Source organism: Cobetia sp. Ld8 (assembly GCF_045066615.1).
Lineage (GTDB): Bacteria > Pseudomonadota > Gammaproteobacteria > Pseudomonadales > Halomonadaceae > Cobetia > Cobetia amphilecti.
Genome location: NZ_JBISHF010000006.1, coordinates 228,917 through 248,901, shown reverse-complemented (window position 1 = coordinate 248,901; position 19,985 = coordinate 228,917). Strand labels below are relative to the sequence as shown.

Here is a 19,985-nt window from a genome sequence, read left to right as displayed (position 1 = left end):
GATGATGTGAGTCGCGTTTTCCTGACTGCTGAGCTCCCCTCCGCTGCCGATCTCGACCGGCGACAGCAAGACGGGATGCCTGCAACCGTCACAGGAAAGCGGACCCGGCAGATGCCGACGAGACTGACGCCTGCCATCCCGGCAACTTCAAGGGAGCAAGCGACGGCGACCGCCACGGACTCGCGAGCAGACACCGGAGTGACCCGCCCCTTCGCGAGAAGGCGGGTGACGTCCAGGGACGCCAAGTAGACGTTCGAAGTGATGAGAGCAGCACGATGAAGGCCAGGCGTTCCCCAGCGCTCGACCCGCCATCGTTCTTCTGCGGCCAATCTGGCCTGCAAAAAGGGGCCGCACCACGGTGCGCACCCGGCGTCTCTCATGAATTGCCCATCGGCATTTCTTGCTTGCTGCCCAGCGATGCCCCTGCAATCGCGTCGCCACGGCAGTCGACACTGCCGCTGCTGCAAGTTCCGCCCCGCGCGTGAGCTGAGCACGGCCCGTGCCGTTCGTGTCCGTCTTTTCCTGCACGCCACCCGCAATTTCTGCGGCTGACGGGCAGCTAAGCACCACGCACGAGTGAAACTTCCCCTGATAAGGAGTTGCTCATGCAGAAACCTGCTTCCGCCGAGAACGCCACGCCGTCCTCGAGTCGTATCAACCCGACGGTCTTCTACGGATCGATCATCGGTATCCTCGCCTTCCTGGCCTTCGCGATGCTGTTCACCGAACAGGCCGACGCCTGGATCGGCAGCGCCCTGGGCTGGACCATCGATACCTTCGGCTGGTTCTACATGCTGGCCATCGTCGCCTATCTGGTCTTCGGCGTGCTGATCGCCTGCTCGCGTTTCGGGCGCATTCGCCTCGGGCCGGACGATTCACGCCCGGAATTCTCGCTGCTGTCCTGGTCGGCGATGCTGTTCGCGGCCGGTATCGGCATCGACATCCTGTTCTACTGCATCGCCGAACCGCTGTCCCACTATGTGGCGCCGGTGACCGGTGACCCGCAGACCCAGGCGGCGATCCGCAACGCCATGGTGGAAACCTTCTTCCACTGGGGCCTCTCCGGCTGGGGCATCTATGTGCTCGCCGGCATGTCGCTGGCCTACTTCAGCTACCGCCACCGCCTGCCGCTGGCAATCCGCTCGGCCTTTTACCCGCTGCTCGGCAACCGCATCAATGGCCCGATCGGCAACGCCGTGGACATCTTCGCGATCATCTCCACCGTGTTCGGCATCGCCACCTCGCTGGGCATCGGCGTCATCCAGCTCAACTACGGCCTCAAGTTCATGCTCGGCGTGCCCGAGAACCTCGCCGTCCAGGCCGCGCTGATCATCGGCGTGATGGTACTGGCGACCATTTCCGTGATCACCGGTGTCGAGAAAGGCATCCGCATGCTGTCCGAGTTCAACATGCTGCTGGCCACCGCGCTGCTGATCTTCGTGCTCGCCGTCAGCGACACCTCGCAGCTGCTCAACGCCCTGGTGCTCAATGTCGGTGACTACATCACCCAGTTCACCGCCAAGAGCTTCGATACCTACGCCTACACCCCGGGTACCGATGAGTGGATGAGCGGCTGGACGCTGTTCTTCTGGGGCTGGTGGATCGCCTGGACCCCGTTCGTCGGCCTGTTCCTGGCGCGTATCTCGCGGGGCCGTACCATCCGTCAGTTCGTGTTCGGCGCGCTGCTGATTCCGCTGAGCTTCATGATGGTGTGGATGAGCGTGTTCGGTAATTCCGCCATCGACATGGTCGCCAATCAGGACGTCGCGACACTGGCCACCGAAGCCCTGAATGCACCGCAGAACACCATCTACACCTTCCTGGAGCAGCTGCCCTACTCCACCATCACCACCGCCGTGGTGGCGATTCTGGGTATCGTGTTCTTCGTGACCTCCGCCGACTCCGGCGCTCTGGTACTGGCCAACTTCACCTCCATCCTCAAGGACGTGAACCACGATGCGCCGATCTGGCTGCGCATCTTCTGGTCCGCCATCATCGGCCTGCTGACGCTGGCACTGTTGATGGTCGGGGGGCTGAGCGCGCTGCAGAGCGCCGTGGTGATCACCGCCGTGCCCTTCTCCATCGTGCTGATCTTCATGATGATCGGCATGTACAAGGCGCTGATGATCGAGGACCGCAAGGAGAACGTGCGTCAGGACAACAGCTGCGTCTACGAAGGCGTCGACTGGCATGAGCGTCTGGACCACGTGCTCGACTTCGCCCAGAGCGGCAGTTCCGAGGCGACCCTCAAGCGCTCCATCCGCCCGGCCCTCAACCAGCTGGCCGAGGAACTCAATCGTCGCGGTCAGGTCTCGAGCGTCACCGAAGAGACGCTGGAAGATGAGCCGCTGCCCCGCGTGACGCTGGAAGTCGAGTTCGAGGACGCCTCCAACTTCGTCTACCAGGTGCGTGCGGTGCGTCAGCAGACGCCGAGCTTCATCGACGCCAATGATGACTTCTACCTGCGTCTGGAAGTGCACCTCTCCGAAGGTGGCAGCGGTCAGGAGCTCAACGGCCTGTCGCGTGCCCAGGTGCTCGACGAAGTCGTCACCGCCTACCAGCAGCATCTGGCCTTCGTGCGCCACGATACGGTCAATGAAGCGCCGGCGATGCCGGGCGTGATCGGCAAGTCCGAACTGGACTGATCGAAGCTGGACTGAGCCGTCGCTGAGCGCCTGCGCTCGGCCTGCAATGCAAAAGCCCCCGCCGGGAGACCGGCGGGGGCTTTTTTGCGTCTTGCCTTGTGCGTTTGCGGCTTGCGTCCTTACCTGCCTGCCAGCGGCTCAGGTCGCGGCAGCGGTCTCGACCTGCTGTGCGCCCTTCTTGATCAGCGCATAGCCGATACCCGTCACCAGGGTGCCGGCGACGATGGCGCCCAGGTACATCAGCGGCACGTTGATGGCGTTGGGAATCAGCAGCACGAACAGCCCGCCGTGCGGCGCCAGCAGCTTGGCGCCTATCAGCATCGACAGTGCGCCGGTGACGGCACCGCCGACCATGCAGGCCGGAATCACGCGCAGCGGGTCCTTGGCGGCGAACGGAATCGCACCCTCGGAGATGAAGCACAGGCCGAGAATGAAGCTGGCCTTGCCCGCCTCACGCTCCGGCTCGGCGAACTTGGCTCGCGCGATGAAACTGGCCAGCCCCATGCCCAGCGCCGGCACCATGCCAGCGGCCATGATGGCCGCCATCGGCGCATAGGTCTCGCTGGCCAGCAGGCCGACACCGAAGGCGTAGGCGGCCTTGTTGACCGGGCCACCGAGGTCGAAGCACATCATCGCGCCGAGCAGAATGCCCAGCAGCACGGCATTGGCCGAACCCATCGATTCGAGGAATTCGGTCAGTGTCGCCATCAGCCCCGCCACCGGCGTGCCGACCACGTAGATCATCACCAGACCGGTGACCATGCTCGCCACCAGCGGGATGATCAGGATCGGCTTGAGCGATTCGATCGACTGCGGCAGCTTGACGAAACGGCTCAGCCCCAGCGCGCTGTAGCCCGCCAGGAAGCCGGCGATGATGCCGCCGAGGAAGCCGGCGTCCAGGGTGGCGGCCAGCCAGCCACCGATCATGCCCGGCGTGATGCCCGGGCGGTCGGCGATGGAATAAGCGATATAGCCCGCCAGCACCGGAATCATCAGCTTGAAGGCCGAACCGCCGCCGATCTGCATCAGCGCCGCCGCCAGGGTACCTTCTTCCTCGAAGGCCTTGATGCCGAACACGAAGGACAGCGCGATCATCAGGCCGCCCGCCACCACCATCGGCAGCATGAAGGACACGCCGGTCAGCAGGTGCTTGTAGGGGCCGCGCTTCTCGCCCTTCTGCTGGCTGCCCTGACCGCCCGCGGCGGTGGCGGATTCCACCTCGGCGCCTTCCAGTGCCTGCTCGATGGTATCGCGCGGCTTCTTGAGCGCGGTGCCGGTGGAGGTCCGCCAGACCCGCTTGCCGGCGAAGCGTGTCGGGTCGACCTCGATATCACAGGCCAGGATCACCACCTCTGCCGCGGCGACCTCCTGCTCGGTCAGCGCATCCTGCGCGCCCACCGAGCCCTGGGTCTCGACCCGCGTCGGGTAGCCCAGCGTGCGCCCTGCCTCGCTCAGGGCCTCGGCGGCCATGAAGGTATGCGCCACGCCGGTCGGGCAGGCGGTGACCGCGACGATGGACGGCTTGTGCGCCACCTCTCCACCAGCTGCGCTTGCTGCGCCGGTGGCCGTAGTGCTGACAGTCGCAGCCACATCGGCGATGTCCTTGGCTTCCAGCACGCGGGCGCGGGCCTCGGCATTGGCCAGGAAGGCGGCGGGGTCCGGCAGCGCCTCTTCGATGGGCGCGACATGCACGCGCTTGCCGACGAAACGCTCGAGCCCGGCGCTGGTCATCGGCGACGCCGCGACGATCACCAGTTCGGCGGCGGCGAGCTGGACATCACTCAGCACGAGTTCACGCTCGAATTGCGAGCGCATGTCGATGAGGGGCTCCCAGTCGCGACGACGGGCGGCCTGCTCCAGGCGGCGCGCCGCCAGGAAGCTGGTCGCCATGCCGCTCGGGCAGGCGGTAACGATGATGACATTCATGGGCGTGGCTCTCCGGCTGTCGCGACCTCGGCACTGGCCAATGTCTCGATGCTGGTGTGTTGTTGGAGGGTTTCAAGCTCCGGGGCGGCGGGATTGCCCGGCCCCGGGTGGGTCACGGCCTCGGCGGAAAGCGCCGTGGCATGACGCAGAATTTGTTCACGCATGGCCGCCGTGGGTGTCGGATGGCAGAGCACCCCATGCAGCATGGCGGCCAGCAGGGTATCACCGGCACATACGGTACTGACCACTCGCATGCGCGGCGGGCGTGCCCGCAGTGTCTCGGCGCCGGGGCTTGCCCACAGCACGCCTTCCGGACCGGCAGAGATCAGCGCCTGCTCGATGCCATGCTCGACCAGACTCGCCAGCGCGCGCTGACGGGCGGCGTCGCTCTCCAGCGGCTCGCCCGCCCACAGCGCCAGTTCCTGCTCGTTGGGCTTCACGCCGCTGGGCGGCACCGCCAGACCGGCTTCGAGTGCCGTGCCGCTGGTATCCAGCCAGCAGGCAATGCGGCGGGCACGCACCCGCTGCACCAGGCTCGCCAGCTGCTCGCTGCTGACGCCCGGCGGCAGGCTGCCGGCGATGACGACGGCACAGCGCTCCGGGCTACCCTCGGCCTGCTGACGATCGATCCACTCATCGATGCGCGCTTCCAGCCGCGTGAAGGCGGCCTCATCGACCTGCATCCCCGCGCCGTTGATATCGGTGACACGGCCACTGGCCTCCCCGAGCTTGACGTTGATGCGGGTCGCGCCCGCGACGCGTTCGAAGGCATCACTCAGCCCCCACTCGGCGAAGGCGGCCTCGAAATCGGCCTGGTTGTCGGCGCCCAGAAAGCCGCTCAGCGTCACCGGATGGCCCAGTGTCGCCAGCACACGGGCGACGTTGATGCCCTTGCCCGCCGCCTCGAGATGGTGGCTGCGCGCCCGGTTGACCTTGCCCGGCACCAGGCTGTCGAGGCCGATGGTCATGTCCAGCGCCGGGTTGAGCGTCACGCACAATACCGGGCAGTCGGCGGCCTGACGCGTCGTGTTGTCACTCATCACACTGACTCCCGCGGGCTGTGTCCATTACTGGCCGGATCACTGTCCGCATGACTGGCCGCAGCGCCTGAGGTGACCTCGGCAACGGAAGGCTCGCCCTGCTCGAGCAGCGCTTCCAGAGCACTGCGCACGTCTTCCGAGGTCGGCTGGGCCAACGCGACCCTCGCCTGCTCACGCGCCGTGGCCAGGTCCAGCTCGCGCACCCGCGCCTTGACCAGCGGAATCTGGCGGCTGGACACCGACAGCTCATCCACGCCCAGCCCGACCAGCACGCCGACGGCCTGGTCATCACTGGCCAGCTCACCGCAGACGCCGACCCAGGCGCCGTGGGCATGCGCGGCACTGACGGTCATCTCGATCAGGCGCAACACCGCCGGATGCAGGCCATCGGCCTGCGCCGAGAGCGTCGCATGGCCACGATCGATCGCCAGGGTGTACTGGGTCAGGTCATTGGTGCCCACCGAGAAGAAGTCGACTTCCGGCGCGATGCTGGCAGCAGTCAGCGCCGCCGAGGGGATCTCGATCATCACGCCGACCTGCACGTCGCGCACCGGCGGCTGGCCATGTTCGGCCGCGTAGGCGGCGTCCAGCTCACCACGCACGCGATCGACGATGGCACGCGCGCCGCGCAGTTCGGCCAGGTCCTTGACCATCGGGAACATCAGGCGAATCGGCCGCGCACCGGCGGCCGTCAGCAGCGCCCGCACCTGGGTCTCGAGCACTTCCGGGCGCGTCAGGGCGAGGCGAATGCCGCGCAGGCCGAGGAAGGGGTTGTCCTCACGCGGCAGCGGCCAGTACGGCAGCGGCTTGTCGCCGCCGACATCCAGCGTGCGTGCCACCAGCGGCCGCCCCTCGAGGGCATCCAGCGCCTCACCGTACTGGGCGGTCTGGGTGGCGAGGTCCGGTGCCTGCGGGTGCGCCATGAACACGAATTCGGTACGCAGCAGGCCGACACCCTCGGCACCGCGCTCGACGGCGTCGCCGGCATGGGCGGTGTTGCCCAGATTGGCGACCACCTCGACATGATGGCCATCCAGGGTCGTGGCGGGTGCCATGCGCGACTCCCAGGCGGCGGCCTGACGCTGCTCATGCCCGGCGATCGCCTCTTCGGCACGCGCGCGGCGACTGGCCGAGGGCATCACGCTGACGCGGCCTCGTTCACCATCGACGATCAGCTCGCTGCCATCGGCGATCGCCAGCACGCTCGGGCCAGCCCCGACCACCGCCGGAATGCCCAGCGAACGCGCCAGAATCGCGCTGTGCGAGGTCGCCCCGCCCAGCGCCGTGACCAGCCCCCGCACGCGAGTGGTATCCAGACGCGCCACATCCGACGGGCCGATGTCCTCGGTCACCAGCACATGCGGTGTCTCGGGGGCGCTGGGCAGCGGCGTATCGGTCAGCACGCCGAGCACCCGCCGCCCGACATCGCGCAGGTCGGCGGCGCGTTCGGCCAGCAGGCGATCGGCGAGGTTCTCCTGGGCGCTGGCGGCACTGTCGATGGCCGACCACCACGCCGCTTCGGCGCTGTGGCCTTCATCGAGGCTTTCGCGCGCCGCGGCGAACAGCTCCGGATCGCCGAGCATCTCCTCGTGCATCGAGAGAATCTCGGCCATCTCGGCGCCTTCGGCGCGATTGACCAGCGCCAGCAACTGCTCGCGCGCGGTCTGGATACTGGCCACCAGGCGCTCGGCCTCACGATCGGCGCCGGCATCGCTGCGCGTCTCGTAGACGAAGCGCGGCAGGCGCATCACCCAGCACGGCGCGATGGCCATGCCCGGCGAGGCGGCCACCGCAGGCACCACGCTATCGGCGGCGGGAGCGGCCTGCTGGGTGTCGCCGGTGGCTTGTTGTTCGCTGGCCTCCAGCGGCGTGGCGGCGTCGGCGCGCCAATCGGCCAGCGGCTCCACCGCCTCGCCGAGACCGGCCTGCACCGCGCTCACCATCATGCTCAGCGCCGCCTGATTGGCCGCCGAGTCATCGCCGGAGGCGCTGAAGATCAGCGTCTGGCCGCGGCGTGCGCCCAGCCCCAGCACCTTGGTCAGACTGGCGGCACTGACCACACCGCTGTCATCGCCTTCCAGTCGCAGCGCCGGAATGACGCCATGCTGCTCTCCCGCCTCGCGCGCCGCCTGCACCAGCTGCTTGGCCGGACGCGCATGCAGGCCGTGGGCGTTGAGCAACACGACCTGAGCCAGCTGCGCCGTGGCGGATTCCCCCGACAGCCGCGCCAGCAGGGCGCTGGCCGACAGGCCCGGCAGGCTTTCGCCCGCGCCCTCTTCCAACAGCGTCAGCAGGCGTTCCAGCAACGGCTGATGCTGGCCCTGCTGGGCATCGACTGCCAGACAGGCCAGCGCAGTGATGCGCCCGTGGCGCGTCTCCAGTGCCTTCTCCGGCGTGACGATGGCCAGCGCCGAGCGGGTGACATCCTGCTGCGATTGCGCCAGCCACACGCCCTGCCCCAGCGCCACCGGTTGGGCGGCGAGCATGGCCGAGATGAAGCCATCACTGACACAGCCGGCCTGACGCAGGCGCGCGGCCCCCGCCAGCACCAGCTCGTCACGATCACGCGCGGGGAAGCCGCACAGCAGCGTCTCGGCATCCAGGCGCGGCGGCACCACCTCGCGCCCCAGCTCGCTCAGCACTTCCTCGGCGGTGGTCGCCGAGGCCAGGCGCTCACTGACGCCATCGCGATCCAGCACGCGCGTCAGCGCACGCAGGATGTCGAGATGCTCATCGGACTGTGCCGCGATGGTCACCAGCAGGAAGACGCGATTGCCGTCGTGCCACTCCACGCCCTGCGGAAACTGCAGGACACGCACCCCGGTGGCCAGTACGGCCTCGCGGCTTTCCGGCGTACCGTGGGGAATCGCGATCCCCTGCCCCAGGTAGGTGGAAGACTGGGCTTCACGCGCCAGCAGGCCCTCACGGTAGTCGGGCGTGGCGCGCCCACCGGCGACCAGGGCATCGGCGGCCTGTTGCAAGGCATCGCGCCAGTCGCTGGCATGGGCGGCGAGAAGAATGTCCTCGCGATCAAGACTGAGCATGGCTGGCTCCTTGAGGCTCCCTTCTGATGAGGAGCCTGGATGTTGGCGGTGCGCTGCAAGCGAGTATTTCAGCTGCCGCGACACGTCACTTGGCGAGTTCCGACAGGGTAGCGGCGTCATGGCGTGATGACGAGCATGCTGAATCGTGTCACCTCAATAGGGCTCATGCTGGCCGTTTTCTTGCGCCCGATCAAGCGAACACAAACCGAAAACGTGCTTCTGGTGACTAGACATTGGGCGTAGAGCCGCCTGTGGCGCGGGCTCGAGAGGCGTCGAGCGAGGCGTGCCCGGCGCAGAGAGGATTTGCACCCGAGCCCACAAGTGCGCATCATTCCTCGCACATGGAGCACGCAGATCCCGTTCCCCCTTTCCAGCAAGGACAGTGGCATGACCCTGGCAGAAATCGCGCGTCTTGCAGGCGTTTCACGCACCACCGCCAGTTATGTGGTCAATGGGCAGGCACAGGCACGACGTATCAGCCCCCAGACGGTCGAGCGCGTCATGGCGGTGGTACAACGTCATCACTATCGGATCGATGCCCAGGCAGCCGCGCTGCGGCGTGGCGAAAGCCGCACGCTGGGCTTCATGCTGCCGGACCTGGAGAACGCCAGTTATGCCCGCCTGGCCAAATTGCTGGAGCGCGGGGCGCGTGAGCGCGACTATCAGCTGTTCATCGTCTGCTCCGACGATGAGCCGGAAACCGAGCGCGAGCTGGCGCGCATGCTCAAGGCGCGGCGGGTCGATGCGCTGATCACCGCCAGCTGCCTGTCCCCCGATGACCCCTTCTACCGCGAACTGGCGCTGGATGGCTTTCCGGTCATCGGTGTCGATCGCGCGCTGGATACGCGCCACTTCGCCAGCGTGGTCAGCAACAATGAAGATGCCGCTCGCCAGCTGACCGAAGCCGTGCTGGAACACGCGCCGCAGCGACTGCTGTGGCTGGACGCCTTGCCGGAGATCGATATCACGCGGGCGCGCGCCAGCGGCATGCAGGCGGCGCTGACGCACTATCAGCAGCGCACCGGCAGCAGCGAGCTTGAGGCCACCACCCTGCATGCCGCGCGTTACGAGCGCGAGGCCGGCGCGGCGGCGTTGACCGAGCATCTCCGCCATTCACCGCTGCCGGACGCCATCGTCACCGCCTCCTACACCCTGATGGATGGCGTGCTTGATGTGCTGTTCGCCGAGGGGCCGCCGGCCAATCCGCCCAAGGCGATGGCCAGCTTCGGCGACGACCGCCTGCTCGACTTCCTGCCGCTGCCGATCCATTCACTGCCCCAGCGTCACCAGCAGATCGCCGATGCGACGCTGACGCTGGCGCTGCAGGGCATTCAGGGCCAGACCACGCCCGGCGTGACGCTGGTGGAACGCGAACTGCGCCGCCGCCAGCACTGAGCTGATGTCTGAGGTGATGTGCCTGACCGAGGGCGGCTTTGCTGGCGCCAAACTGTGCTGGCGCCAGGCTGTGCTAGCGCCAGGCCTGACCGGCATCGTGGGCGATGCGGTGATCGCGAATCTCGGCCAGCAGCGCCGCCACCGCGGCCTCGATGCGGGTGCGCGGCGTGTCGGATGCCAGCAGCAGCTCCAGCTGCAGGGCGGCATCGCGCAGCAGGTCATGATCCAGGGTGGCGGCGCTGCCCTTGAGCAGATGGGCCTCATGCTGCAGCTGCTTCAGATCCATGTGATCCACCGCCCGCGACAGGCGCTGGGACTGCTGCTCGAGCTGCTCCTCGAAGGCCGCCTCGAGGGCCGCGATGCTGTCAGCATCCAGTTCATCCCGCAGCGCAGGCGTCGCGGCCTGCGCAAGCTCAGCCGCTGAGCCGCCAGATGTCCACGACTCCCCTGTGCGCATGCTCGTGTGTCCCCCTTCTGCCCCTTCCCGTTCGCCCTCGCCCTCGCTTTTGCCCTCAGGCTCACGCCGCTCGATGGGACCAGCCGCCGACGGCTCACTGACCTTGTCTGCTTCAGCTTCAGTCTCAGTTTCAGCTTCAGCCTCGGCCTCAGTGGCACGCGCCTGGGCCTCATGGATCATGCGACGCCGCGCAGCGGGGGAATCGAGTGATGCCACCAATGACGCCGCACGCGCGAGTGCCTCACCGGTTTCCGGCGGTGCCTCGAAGTGGGGCGGTCGCTCAGTGGTAGGGGAATAGTTGATCGGATCGAAGGGCTGGGTGCTGGCGAGGGCATTGACGCGCCATTCGCCGAGGTCCTGGCTGCCCGACTGCCAGCGCGCCAGCATGCTGGCGAGCTGCTGACGCCGGATCGGCTTGGACAGGAAGTCGTTCATGCCCGCCGAGAGGCAGCGCGCACGCTCCCCCGCCGCCACATTGGCCGTCATCGCGACGATAAGGCTCGGCGCACGCCTGTCACTGTGCTCCATGGCGCGCCAACGCCGCGCCACCGCAAATCCATCCAGTCCCGGCATGCGCAGGTCGAGCAGCACCAGCACCGTATCGCGCTGGCGCGCATACCACGCCAGCGCCGCCTCGCCACTGTCGACCGTCGTCACCGTGTAGCCCAGGCCACTGAGCATGGAGTGGGCCACTTCGCGATTGATGTGATTGTCGTCGACCACCAGGACATGCTCGCCACGGCTGAGCGGCAGGGGCGCGGAGGTGAAGACTGGTCGCTTGAGCGCCGCGGCGCGTGGCAGCGGCAGCTCGAACCAGAAGCAGGCACCCTTGCCCGGGCGTTGCTTGAGGCCCAGTCGCCCGCCCATCAACTCGACCAGCCGCCGCGAGATCGAAAGCCCGAGTCCGGTACCGCCGAAGCGGCGCGCGGTGGAGGCATCGCCCTGGGTAAAGGGCTCGAACAGCTGGGCGGCCTGTTCTTCACTGACCCCGATGCCGGTGTCATCGACCTCGAAGCGCACGCGCCCCGCCGGCAATGCCTCGACCAGCAGACAGACACGCCCCTGCTCGGTGAACTTGAAGGCATTGGAGAGCAGATTGAGCAGCACCTGACGCAGACGCACCGAATCGCCCATGACCTGCTCGGGCAGCTGGGCGGAACGGCGGTCATCGAAGACGATGCGCGTGCTGTCCATCTGCGGCAGCAGCAGGTCGATCACGCCATCGATGGCCGTGTGCAGTTCGAAGGGACGTCGCTCGACGCTGAGCTTGCCGGCCTCGATCTTGGAGAAGTCGAGGACATCATCCACCAGCCCCATCAGCACTTCGCCGCTGTCGCGCAGACTGCTGGCATAGCGGTGCGCACTGCTCTGCAGCGGTTCGGCCAGCAACAGCTCGCTCATGCCGATCACGCCATTGAGCGGAGTACGAATCTCGTGGCTCATGGTGGCCAGAAACTCGGACTTGGCGCGACTGGCCTGTTCGGCCCGCGCCGCCTCGTGCTTGAGGGCCGACGACATCGCCAGCATCTGCAGGCGGGCCTGTTCACGTCCGCGGGCCTGCAGCCAGACCTGACGGCAGACCATCAAGGTGGCCAGCAGCATCAGCGCCAGCAGCAGCAACATCAGCTGCACCAGGCTGTCGCGGCTCTGACGCTCGTGGGCCAGCTCCTCGGCCAGGCGTGCGCGTACCCGCAACAACAGCGTCTGGGTGGTATCGCCCAGCGCATCGCTCAGCTGCTGGAACTCCGCCGCCTCGCGACCCTCGGGCCCCAGCACCTGGGAGCGCTGTGCAGCGTCGTCAGCCTGGGCGCCCTGCACCGGGCCCGTGCCCTCGAACACCGGGCCATGCCGCCACTTTTCCAGCCGCAGATCGAGATACTCGATCTGGCTCATCAACTCATCGGCCAGCAGCGGCACGGCCGGCAGGGTCATCAGATGGCGCTGGAAATCCCCCCGCCGGAAGATATAGGTGCGGCTGTAGAGCAGCTCGTAATTCTGCAGCACCTCATTCCAGATACTGGCACGATCGGCTGGCCCGGCGACGCGAAAGCGCGCTATCGAGGAGGAGAGGCTGACCGCCTCGCGATCCAGCTTGTAGATCGACCAGACGGCGTCGTCGCGGGTGCGGTCTTCCAGGCTGACCTGGTTGTGCAGGATGGTGCCGCCGATGCCGATGGAGGCCAGCAGACACAGGATGCTGATCGCCATGCCCAGCCACAGCGGCCAGCGCGCGGGGGAATTGCCGCTTCCGCCCACACCCGACGCGGCAATGCCCTGATCAGCAAGGGACTGATCAGCAGCGGTGCCTGAAAGCGGGGATCTTTCATCCGGCGACTGATTCACTGCATGACTCCATGTCATCTTGCGCCTGAGGGGTCAGGCGCCAGCCCTCGCTCACTCCAGCGTCAGCCCGGTGACCTGCCAGACACTGCGAAAGCGTACCTGCTCATTGAGCAATTCCGGATGAGCATCGAAGGGATACAGCACGAACAAGGGCCCGAGGTCACGCACCGGCATGCGCTCGCCGTCGCGTCGCGTCGCCAGCAGGACATCGAAGTCCTCGATGTCGCTGAGGGGAATCTCGGCCACGAAGTCATTCAGTGCCCGCACCTTGAGCCCCCTGGCATCTTCAGACACCCGCGCCACCAGCTCGCGCAGTAGCGGGCCGGAGAAGCTGACACGTCCCTGGGTCCAGGGGGTGTGGGTAGCTACCACGCGCGACGGCATGGCCTCGAGCATCGCCAGATCGAAACGCGCCCGTGGTGCCTGCAGGGAACCGGCATTGCCACAGCTGACAGCGCCCTCGACCGTCAACACCACCGGCCCGCTGGGTGCAGGCAGGCAGTCATTGGCCGCCAGCACGTGGCGCTCGCCTGTCGCCAGCGGCGCCTCGGCGGCCAGGGCCGCAGGGCTGAAGAGACTCGCTGACAGGGTCGCGATCAGGCTCGTTGCCAGGGCGACCTTGCGCCAGATGGAGCTGCGCGAGCCGTACCCGCGATTGACTGGCCTGGACAGCGGACTCACGAGGCGCTTCGCCGATGGATCATTCATGCCGGTTTCCCATGCTATTGTGCGAACGCCATGTGCATTCAAGGGCCCAACTTTACGCTAGCTCGCGCATGCTTTGCGAGCCTGCGAACCTCGCGCCACGACGAGTTGTCACACTCAACGCACGGAGCCACTCATACGCGCAAGCCCACGCCTGCGCCCATGACTGGTGTTCGTCGCCTGTTCCGCTATCGCCTGTTAAGCGTCAGCTGATGATAGTCAGCTGACCGCTATCCGTCTCCACCTGCCATCGAGCCTGCTTCATGTCTGCCACTTCGTCCGCTTCGCTGCCTGCCAACGGCTCTCCCACACCGACTGCTGCCCTGCCCCGCGTGCTGGCAGGCCCGATATTGCGCCGTGTCACCGCCGAGGGCGTGATGCTGTGGCTGGTGACCTCTCGCCCACAGCAGGCGCGGGTGTGGCTGCTGCCGGAGCAGGACGCGACGCCTCCCACGCGAGGTGAGGATGGCCTGCCGACGACATCAAGCTGTCGGCTGACGGAGCATCTGGCGATGCCACTGGGGGAGCACGCCTGGCTGCTGTTGATCGAAGCGCATCCCGACACGCCCTTGCCTGCCGACTGCGCCATCGCCTACGAGCTGGGCCTGGCGGAGCCGTCAGCGACAGCGTCATCGGCAACGGAAGCGGCAGCGTCATCGACAGACACGCCCGAATGGCAGGGCATCGCCGACTGGGCGCCACAGATCTGCTACCCCGGTGAAAGCCTGCCGCGCTTTCGTCTGCCGTCACGCCTGACGCGTGTCGCGCATGGCAGCTGCCGCAAGCCGCATCACGGCTTGAGTGACGACGAGCAGCAGGCGCAGCAGAGTGCAGAAGACGCTGCGTCGACCGATCGCCTTGAGACGCCGCCGCCCAAGGGCCCCGGTGGCGACGGACTGGTGGCGCTGGATCGCTGGTTGAGCGAGCGACGTCAGAGCGTCGCCGAGTGGCCGGAGGTGATGCTGTTCACCGGCGATCAGATCTACGCCGACGATGTCGCGGGGCCGATGCTGGGCGCGATCGATCAGCTGATCGCGGGGCTGGGGTTGCCGGAGGAGACGCTGATGGAGGCCGAAGTCTCCGATACTCGCGAGCTGCGCCAGCATCCGTCCCATCTCTACCACCGACCGCAGCTGCTGCCGGACATGCCGGCCAACGAAGGTGTGGCCGCCAGCTTCTTCGGTGCCAAGCGCAAGCCCATCTTCACCTCCACCGGTGCCGACAACCACCTGATCGGCCTGTCGGAAGTCATCGCCATGTACCTGCTGGTGTGGTCTGACGTGCCGTGGGAGGCGCTGGGCATCACGCTGGAAGATCCCTCGGCGCTCGAGGGCCATGACGACGCCACCCGTGAGCGCCATGCCACCGAGGCCCGCCATCTGCGGCGCTTCTGTGGCGGACTCGGTCAGGTACGTCGCCTGCTGGCCAATGTGCCCAGCCTGATGATCTTCGATGACCACGATGTCACCGATGACTGGAACCTCAGCGCCGCCTGGGAGGAAGCCGCCTATGGCCACCCCTTCTCGCGCCGCATCATCGGCAATGCGCTGACCGGCTATCTGCTGTGCCAGGCCGCCGGCAACGGGCCGGAGCCACTGGCAGAGCTGCTGGAGGAGACCCGGGCGCTGTTCACTCATGCCCTGACTGGCACTGACAAGGCGCAATCTGATCACACTGACAGGGCCGCCGACGGCCATTTCGATGTCGAGCGTCAGGAGGCGTTGATCGCCCACCTGCATCGCTGCGAGAGCTGGGATTATCAGCTCGACACCACGCCGCCGCTGATCGTGGCCGATACGCGCACCCGCCGCTGGCGCAGCGAGCGCAAGCTCTCGCATCCCTCGGGGCTGATGGACTGGGAGGCGCTGAGCGAGCTTCAGCAACGGCTGGTCGGCCATCCGGCCGTGGTGCTGGTGTCCCCGGCACCGATGTTCGGCGTCAAGCTGATCGAGAGCATCCAGAAGCTGTTCACGCTGGCGGGCAAGCCGTTGATGGTCGATGCCGAGAACTGGATGGCGCATCGCGGCGCGGCCAGCGTGATGCTCAACATCTTCCGCCACTCGCGCACGCCGCAGAACTTCGTGATCCTGTCCGGCGATGTGCACTACTCCTTCGCCTACGATGTGCGCCTCAAGCATCGCCGTTCGAGCCCGAGCATCTGGCAGATCACCAGCAGCGGCATCCGCAATCGCTTCCCGGTCGGCCTGCTGGATGTGCTCGATCGCCTCAATCGCTGGCTGTACGCCCCGCGCTCGCCGCTCAATCTGCTGACACGCCGGCGCAACATGCGTGTCACGCCGCGCCGTCACGACGCGGCCAGTCATGGCGAACGCCTGCTGAACGCCTGCGGTATCGGACTGGTCGACCTGGATAGCGACGGCCGCCCCACCGCCATCCGCCAGCTGACCACCGACGGGCAGGAGGTGCACTTTGTGCCCCGTCGCTGATGCCCACTGCCCGCCGCTGGCGCTGATTCACCATCCCGGCTATCGGATAGCGCTGCCCGAGAAGCATCCCTTCCCGATGGACAAGTTCAGCGTGCTCAAGCGCCTGCTCGACCGCCAACTGGCCGACTGCGCCTCGGCTGTCGACTGGGTGACGCCCCAGCCCGCCGAGGAGGACGACCTGCTCAGCGTGCATACCCGCCGCTATGTGCATGAATTTCTCACTGGCACCCTGAGCGCGCAGGCCCAGCGGCGCAGCGGTTTCGTGTGGAGCGAGGCACTGCGCGAGCGCAGCGTGCTGGCCGTGGGTGGCACCCTGACCACTGTACGCGAAGCGCTCAAGCGCGGGCTGGCCTGCAATACCGCGGGCGGCACCCATCACGCCCACCCGGAGGCCGCCAGCGGCTATTGTCTGCTCAACGACATCGGCGTGGCGGCGCATCAAGCACTGGACGACGGCGTGAAGCGCGTGCTGATCGTCGATCTCGATGTGCATCAGGGCGATGGCACGGCGTTGATCTTCGCCGACGAGCCGCGGGTCTTCACGCTGTCACTGCATGCCGAGAGCAACTTCCCGGCGCGCAAGCAGCAAAGTGACCTGGACGTGCCCTTGCCCAGGGGCATGGGCGATGCGGACTATCTGGCGGTGCTGGAGCGTACGCTTGAGGAGGTGCTGACGCGGGTACGCCCGGAGCTGGTGATCTTCGATGCCGGTGTCGACCCGCATGCCGCGGACAGGCTCGGCCATCTCGAGTTGAGCGACAGCGGCCTCTACCACCGCGAGCGACATGTCATCCAGCGCTGTCGCACGGCGGGTGCCGCCGTGGCCTGCGTGATCGGTGGCGGCTATGACCGCGATATCGAGGCGCTGGCATGGCGCCACAGCCAGCTGCACCGTGCGGCGCTGGATGTCTGGCGCGAGGCCCATGGCCAGCCGGCCCTGTTCGGGCCGCCGGGCTGAGCTTGCATACCGTCGTGCCTACCTCCTCGATTACTGTCTGGCCAAGCGCCTCGCCTACTGTCTTGCCAAGCGTCCCCCGAACGAAAACGCCCGCCATCGAGGATGGCGGGCGTTTTCGTTCAGGCCTGTAGACAAGATGCCAGCGACATCACTTGAAGGCGGTGACTTCCACCTCGTCGCCGACACGCAAGGTAGGCTTGCGCGAGGGATCGAGCGCGACGAGGTTGTAGCCGAAGTGCACCTGGCCATCCGCGAAGCGGCGCACCCGTGCCAGCGTCTTGAGCGGCTCGCCGTCGCCACGCTTATCGCCCGTCGCCGGGTCGACATTGACCATCGCACAGCGGGTGCAGGAAGACACCAGCGTGAAGCGTGCCTCGCCGATGCGCACTTCCTGCCAGCCATCCTCGGCCCATGCCTCGGCGCCGCTGATCACCAGATTGGGGCGGAACTGATCCATGCCATGGTCCGCACTCGGGGTCTGGGCGTTGAGCGCCGCCAACGAAGCCTGATTGGCCAGCAACAACGGGAAGCCGTCGGCGGCGCTGACGCGCTGCGCGATGATCTCGCGATAGCGCTCCGAGCGCTCGCCCAACCAGCTGAGCCTGACCGGCATGCCGACCTGCTCACTCAGCCAGGCATCAGCCTCAAAGCTCACGCTCAAGGCAGTGAACCGATCGGCCCACACCTGGATGTCGAGACGCTCGGCCTGGTCATCGGTGGCAAAGCTGACGCTACCGCATTCGGGCCGGTCCAGATGCCACAGTCGCCACTGGCCGCTGGCGTCTTCGCGCAAGGCCAGTCGCTGCATCTGAGGATGCGTGCGCGCGGTGACGAACTTGCCACGCGCCGCGACCACCACGAAGCGGCGGTCCTGCGTGAGACCTTCCTCGCCGAGCGTCGCTGTCTGAAGCGCTTCAGCGGCGCCGGACTTGAGGGGATAGCGCCACAGGTGGGTCAACTGCATGAGAGGTTTCCTTTCCAGAGTCCATCAATTCGAGAAATCAGCTTACGGTGCATCCGAGCGGTATCAGCTCGCAGGCGAGGCAGAGCCAGCGTCATTTGGCGCCTTGGCCTGTGCTGTATTTGTCTGTGTCACATTCGGCTGGGCCGCACTCGGCTGGGCCGCATTCACCACAGGGATGTCGTCATCCATGGCGTCCAGGCTGATCACGTCGGGGCCCGAAAGCGCCACGCTGGAAATCAGCGCCTTGACGCCCAGCCCGACCTTGAGGCCCAGCTCCTGACACACCAGACGGTCGACTCGCGCCCTCACCCGCTGGCCGGCGATGCCCAGCACCAGCTCGGCGCTGGCGTGGCCGCGCTCGCTCTCGATCTCGTGGATCACGGCCGGCAAGGCATTGCGCAGGCTGGTGTGGGTTGGCGTCTCCAGCGCGATGCTGATGTCACGCGCCCGCAGCCGCAGTCGCACACGACGCCCCACCGGCATCGCCAGCCGCGCCAGCTTGAGGCTCAGCCCGGCGCCCAGCCCCAGACGCGTCAGCTGCCAGTCATCATCGTGCGACAGCACCTCGGCGGTCAGCAGCGAGCCCGCTTCGAAGCGGCCGGTCTGCGGTGCCAGGTCCAGCCGTGACAGCATGTCACCGATCTCGCCGCTGGCGGTGATGCGGCCGTTGTCCACCAGCGCCAGGCGGTCGGCGACCGCGAACAGCTCGCGGGTGTCATGACTGACGAACAGGATCGGGATCTCGATCTCGCGCGCCAGCCGCGCAATGTAGTGCAGCAGCTCCTGCTTGCGCGCGCCGTCGAGGCCGGTCAGCGGCTCATCCAGCAACAGCATGCGCGGGCGTGACAGCAGGGCGCGGCCGATCGCGACACGCCGCGCCTCGCCACCGGAGAGCTGGCCGGGCATGCGCGACAGCAGGTCCTCGATGCCCAGCAGCGTGACCATCTCATGCAGGCGTGACTGATTCTGTTGGCGCTGGGCGGGTGTCAGGGCGCGCGGCATGCCGTAGCGGAGGTTGCCGCGCACGCTGTAGTGCGGAAACAGGCGCGGCTCCTGGAAGACGACGCCGAGCCTGCGACGATGCGCCGGCACGAAGATATCGTTCTCGCCGCCCGTCAGGCACTCGCCGTCCAGGCGCAGATGGCCATGGTCGGGACGTTCGAGACCTGCGATCAGGCGCAGGATGGTGGTCTTGCCGCTGCCGGAGCGCCCGAAGAGCGCCGTGACGCCGCGCGCCGGCACCTTGAGCGTGGCATCCAGCGTGAAGGCGCCCTGCTGACGATGGAGATGGAAATCAAGCATCACGCCCCTCCATGCGCAGTCGCGCGCGACGTGCCAGCCATTCGGAGGCCAGCAGCGACAGCATCGCGATGACGACGGCGATGGCGCACAGCCTGGCCGCGGCGCCTTCCTGGCCCGGGGTCTGGATCAGGGTATAGAGCGCCAACGGCAGCGTGCGGGTCTCGCCGGGGATATTGGCGGCGAAGGTGATGGTGGCACCGAACTCCGACAGCGCGCGCGCGAAGGCCAGCATGCCACCGGTGAGAATGCCCGGCAGCGCCAGCGGCATGGTCACCGTGAACAGCACGCGCAGCGGGTTGGCCCCGAGGGTGCGAGCTGCGGCCTCCAGCCCCGGGTCGATGGCCTCCAGTGACAGGCGCATCGCGCGCACCATCAGCGGAAAGGCCATCACCGCCGCCGCCAGCGCCGCGCCCTGCCAGGTGAAGGGCAGCACGATATCGATCTTGGCCAGCCACTGGCCGATGGCGCCATTGCGCCCGAAGGTGACCAGCAACAGATAACCGACCACCACGGGCGGCAACACCAGCGGCAGATGCAGCAGACCATCGACCAGCGCCTTGCCACGAAACTCACGTCGCGCCAGCCACCAGGCCGCCGCAAAACCGGGAATCAGGCTCAGGCCGACCGCGACGCAAGCCACCTTGAGGCTCAGGCTCAGGGCTTCCCATTCCAGCGCACTCAGCATGGATCTTCCTCAGACGAAGACAGGTTCTCGCACATGACGTGACGCGAAGCGCCGGCAGACAGCCCTGCCCGCCT

Annotated in this window: 12 protein-coding genes; 4 read left to right on the top strand and 8 right to left on the bottom strand. The window is 67.1% G+C overall.

The genetic code is table 11. From position 1 onward, the window contains the following. Positions 1–605 precede the first annotated feature (605 nt). Positions 606–2,645 (top strand): choline BCCT transporter BetT, encoded by a 2,040-nt coding sequence (gene betT / locus ACJJV2_RS02835; protein WP_225347223.1) that lies wholly within the window; start codon positions 606–608, stop codon positions 2,643–2,645. A gap of 138 nt (positions 2,646–2,783) precedes the next feature. On the opposite strand, the gene ACJJV2_RS02830 is transcribed toward betT, so the two are convergent. Genes ACJJV2_RS02830 through ptsP form a run of 3 tightly spaced genes read right to left on the bottom strand, consistent with a single transcriptional unit; the run spans position 2,784 to position 8,655 of the window. Further along, entirely contained in the window at positions 2,784–4,571 is a 1,788-nt protein-coding gene (locus ACJJV2_RS02830; protein ID WP_405278151.1) for a PTS fructose-like transporter subunit IIB, read from the bottom strand. Continuing rightward, positions 4,568–5,611 carry a 1-phosphofructokinase family hexose kinase gene (locus ACJJV2_RS02825; protein ID WP_215823403.1) on the bottom strand — a complete coding sequence of 348 codons (1,044 nt, stop codon included), beginning with the start codon at positions 5,609–5,611 and terminating at the stop codon, positions 4,568–4,570. The genes ACJJV2_RS02830 and ACJJV2_RS02825 overlap by 4 nt, the downstream gene beginning before the upstream one ends. After that, positions 5,611–8,655, bottom strand: a complete 3,045-nt coding sequence (ptsP, locus tag ACJJV2_RS02820; protein ID WP_405278149.1) for a phosphoenolpyruvate--protein phosphotransferase — start codon at positions 8,653–8,655, stop codon at positions 5,611–5,613. Before ptsP ends, ACJJV2_RS02825 begins: the two co-directional genes overlap by 1 nt. Before the next feature lie 387 nt (positions 8,656–9,042). Here ptsP and cra point away from each other — a divergent pair, with 387 nt between their 5' ends. Beyond that, positions 9,043–10,050 (top strand): catabolite repressor/activator, encoded by a 1,008-nt coding sequence (gene cra / locus ACJJV2_RS02815; protein ID WP_248380891.1) that lies wholly within the window; start codon positions 9,043–9,045, stop codon positions 10,048–10,050. A gap of 73 nt (positions 10,051–10,123) precedes the next feature. On the opposite strand, the gene ACJJV2_RS02810 is transcribed toward cra, so the two are convergent. Continuing rightward, on the bottom strand, positions 10,124–12,850 hold the full coding sequence (locus ACJJV2_RS02810) for an ATP-binding protein (RefSeq protein WP_405278146.1): 2,727 nt from the start codon (positions 12,848–12,850) through the stop codon (positions 10,124–10,126). A 51-nt stretch (positions 12,851–12,901) separates the two neighbouring features. After that, the gene (locus ACJJV2_RS02805; protein ID WP_279839644.1) at positions 12,902–13,558 is read right to left on the bottom strand and encodes an oxidoreductase; all 657 of its coding nucleotides are present in this window, start codon (positions 13,556–13,558) and stop codon (positions 12,902–12,904) included. Positions 13,559–13,818: 260 nt separating this feature from the next. On the opposite strand from ACJJV2_RS02805, the gene ACJJV2_RS02800 reads away from it, so the two are divergent. Further along, positions 13,819–16,002 (top strand): alkaline phosphatase family protein, encoded by a 2,184-nt coding sequence (locus tag ACJJV2_RS02800; protein WP_405278144.1) that lies wholly within the window; start codon positions 13,819–13,821, stop codon positions 16,000–16,002. Further along, positions 15,986–16,960 (top strand): histone deacetylase, encoded by a 975-nt coding sequence (locus ACJJV2_RS02795; RefSeq protein WP_405278142.1) that lies wholly within the window; start codon positions 15,986–15,988, stop codon positions 16,958–16,960. The genes ACJJV2_RS02800 and ACJJV2_RS02795 overlap by 17 nt, the downstream gene beginning before the upstream one ends. 148 nt (positions 16,961–17,108) lie before the next feature. Here the strand turns inward: ACJJV2_RS02795 and ACJJV2_RS02790 are convergent, their stop codons facing one another. The 3 genes from ACJJV2_RS02790 to modB all read right to left on the bottom strand — a co-directional run bounded on the left by ACJJV2_RS02790 (position 17,109) and on the right by modB (position 19,911). Beyond that, positions 17,109–17,924 carry an MOSC domain-containing protein gene (locus tag ACJJV2_RS02790; RefSeq protein WP_405278140.1) on the bottom strand — a complete coding sequence of 272 codons (816 nt, stop codon included), beginning with the start codon at positions 17,922–17,924 and terminating at the stop codon, positions 17,109–17,111. A gap of 63 nt (positions 17,925–17,987) precedes the next feature. Beyond that, the gene (gene modC / locus ACJJV2_RS02785; RefSeq protein ID WP_405278138.1) at positions 17,988–19,226 is read right to left on the bottom strand and encodes a molybdenum ABC transporter ATP-binding protein; all 1,239 of its coding nucleotides are present in this window, start codon (positions 19,224–19,226) and stop codon (positions 17,988–17,990) included. After that, positions 19,219–19,911, bottom strand: a complete 693-nt coding sequence (gene modB, locus ACJJV2_RS02780) for a molybdate ABC transporter permease subunit (RefSeq protein WP_166020006.1) — start codon at positions 19,909–19,911, stop codon at positions 19,219–19,221. Before modB ends, modC begins: the two co-directional genes overlap by 8 nt. Positions 19,912–19,985 lie beyond the last annotated feature (74 nt).

Bases quoted from the DNA above. Each gene is read 5' to 3' on its own strand.
- betT (WP_225347223.1), top strand. From the start codon at position 606: ATGCAGAAACCTGCTTCCGCCGAGAACGCCACGCCGTCCTCGAGTCGT.
- ACJJV2_RS02830 (WP_405278151.1), bottom strand. From the start codon at position 4,571: ATGAATGTCATCATCGTTACCGCCTGCCCGAGCGGCATGGCGACCAGC.
- ACJJV2_RS02825 (WP_215823403.1), bottom strand. From the start codon at position 5,611: ATGAGTGACAACACGACGCGTCAGGCCGCCGACTGCCCGGTATTGTGC.
- ptsP (WP_405278149.1), bottom strand. From the start codon at position 8,655: ATGCTCAGTCTTGATCGCGAGGACATTCTTCTCGCCGCCCATGCCAGC.
- cra (WP_248380891.1), top strand. From the start codon at position 9,043: ATGACCCTGGCAGAAATCGCGCGTCTTGCAGGCGTTTCACGCACCACC.
- ACJJV2_RS02805 (WP_279839644.1), bottom strand. From the start codon at position 13,558: ATGAATGATCCATCGGCGAAGCGCCTCGTGAGTCCGCTGTCCAGGCCA.
- ACJJV2_RS02800 (WP_405278144.1), top strand. From the start codon at position 13,819: ATGTCTGCCACTTCGTCCGCTTCGCTGCCTGCCAACGGCTCTCCCACA.
- ACJJV2_RS02790 (WP_405278140.1), bottom strand. From the start codon at position 17,924: ATGCAGTTGACCCACCTGTGGCGCTATCCCCTCAAGTCCGGCGCCGCT.
- modC (WP_405278138.1), bottom strand. From the start codon at position 19,226: ATGCTTGATTTCCATCTCCATCGTCAGCAGGGCGCCTTCACGCTGGAT.
- modB (WP_166020006.1), bottom strand. From the start codon at position 19,911: ATGCTGAGTGCGCTGGAATGGGAAGCCCTGAGCCTGAGCCTCAAGGTG.